Source organism: Vibrio sp. 1557 (assembly GCF_033340175.1).
Lineage (GTDB): Bacteria > Pseudomonadota > Gammaproteobacteria > Enterobacterales > Vibrionaceae > Vibrio > Vibrio alginolyticus.
The window spans coordinates 1-1,613 of sequence record NZ_JAWOVZ010000088.1 but is presented as its reverse complement, the minus strand read 5'-3'; the positions used below and the strand labels follow the sequence as shown (position 1 = coordinate 1,613).

Genomic DNA, 1,613 nt, shown 5'->3' with positions numbered 1-1,613 from the left:
GTTGCCGACATTTCATGAATGGCCGTAGCAATTTGGTTTACGTCATTTTGTTGGTGCTCAACACGTCCTGCCGCCATGGCTGAGAGTTCATTCGCCTGTTGTGCTTGTTCTGACAACTGCTGACTGTTTTCGACGATGTTTTTTAGCATTGATTGCATCTGAGCAAGGAACTGGTTGACGTGCGTGGCCAGTTCGCCAATTTCATCCATGCGTTCAATCTCGATGCGCTGCGTCAAATCACCTTCACCTTGTGACAGTTCAGAGAGTGCATCCGACAAAGTTTGCAGTGGACGTAGTAGGCGAGTGATCACGTAAGTGCTGATGGCAGCGATGATCAAATACATCACGATTGAAGCAATGGCAGTAAAGGTCACTTGCTCCGAAACGGATGCAAAAGCCATTTGTTTGTCTTGCACAACGCCCAGAGACCAATCGGTGTTAGGGACTTGAGCAACATAAATCAGTTGGTCGCCTTGTTTTGGCCACGTGATTGTTTCTAGCTTCGCGTGTTGTGCCAAGTTGGCCATTTTATCGCGCGTCAGTTCTGGATTTAACGTGGTGAGCGGTTTCTGGCTGAGCTTTTCATCTTTATAAGCGACGAGGTTATTGTTGCCATCCACCAAAAACGCGAAGCCGTTGTTATCCAATTGGATATTCAACACTTCGTTGATGATGTCTGTGACGGCCAAGTCAGCGGCCAAGACGCCTTGTTTGTTTTGGTTAAACGCTTTGGCAAAGCTAACCACAATACTGCCATCAAAGTCTTGGTATGGCTCGGTAATGATCAGCCCAGATTGTGCCATCGCGTCTTGATACCAAGGGCGAGTTCGAGGGTCGTAATCGGATGGCCATGATTCGCTTTTATCGCCGTAGGCAATAGCGCCGTCAGAGAACCCTGCGTAAACAGAGAGAAATTTCCCCGCGCGTTTGGTCAGCAATAACTCGCGATCTGCATCATCAGAACCGGCGATGATTTGTTCGTTAGCCAACATCATATCGCTACGAATTGAGAGCCAATCGCTGATATAACGGTTAGTCGACTCAGAAATATTCTGTATTTCTCGGTTGAGTGTGGATGTGGTTTCTTCGTGAAGTTGATTAACGGAAACCCAAGCTTGAACGCCACTTACGATGGCGATAATGACTGCAATAGCAATCTGGATTTTTAACTTAATGGTATTTCTCATTGTCTAACCTTTATAAACAGACAAAAAGATCAGTGTCACAACGTGTGACTCCAGAGGGTTTAGACGATTCAAGCACAGAGCGTTACATGAAAGGCTTTAGTGAATTTATCGACAGTTAGTGATGAAACTTGAGGCACATGGTGTGATTTTTATTCAGCAATGCAATGTTAAATCTCTATTCATCATGGTGTGCAAAGGGGAACGAAGTCGAGGTAATGGGAATGAAGGGGCTCTGTGAAGGCGTAACCCCTCACAGAGCCAGAATGTTAGAAGAGAATCAACACAGCGCCGTAAACTATAAACAGACCAATTAAGCCAATGATGAGTCCGACTTTCGCCATGTCTTTGCTTTCTATCAAGCCCGTTGAATAAGCTAATGAGTTTGGTGGGGTGGAGACAGGTAAAATCATGCCCAGTGAAGCTGAG

At 45.8% G+C, this 1,613-nt stretch carries 2 protein-coding genes; both read right to left on the bottom strand.

Going from position 1 to position 1,613, the window contains the following annotated elements:
• Positions 1-1,187, bottom strand: a 1,187-nt coding sequence (locus R7070_RS24815) for a methyl-accepting chemotaxis protein (RefSeq protein WP_318141350.1), incomplete at its 3' end; no start/stop codon positions are given.
• A gap of 266 nt (positions 1,188-1,453) precedes the next feature.
• A partial coding sequence (locus R7070_RS24810) for an anion permease (RefSeq protein WP_318141351.1) occupies positions 1,454-1,613 on the bottom strand: 160 nt, incomplete at its 5' end.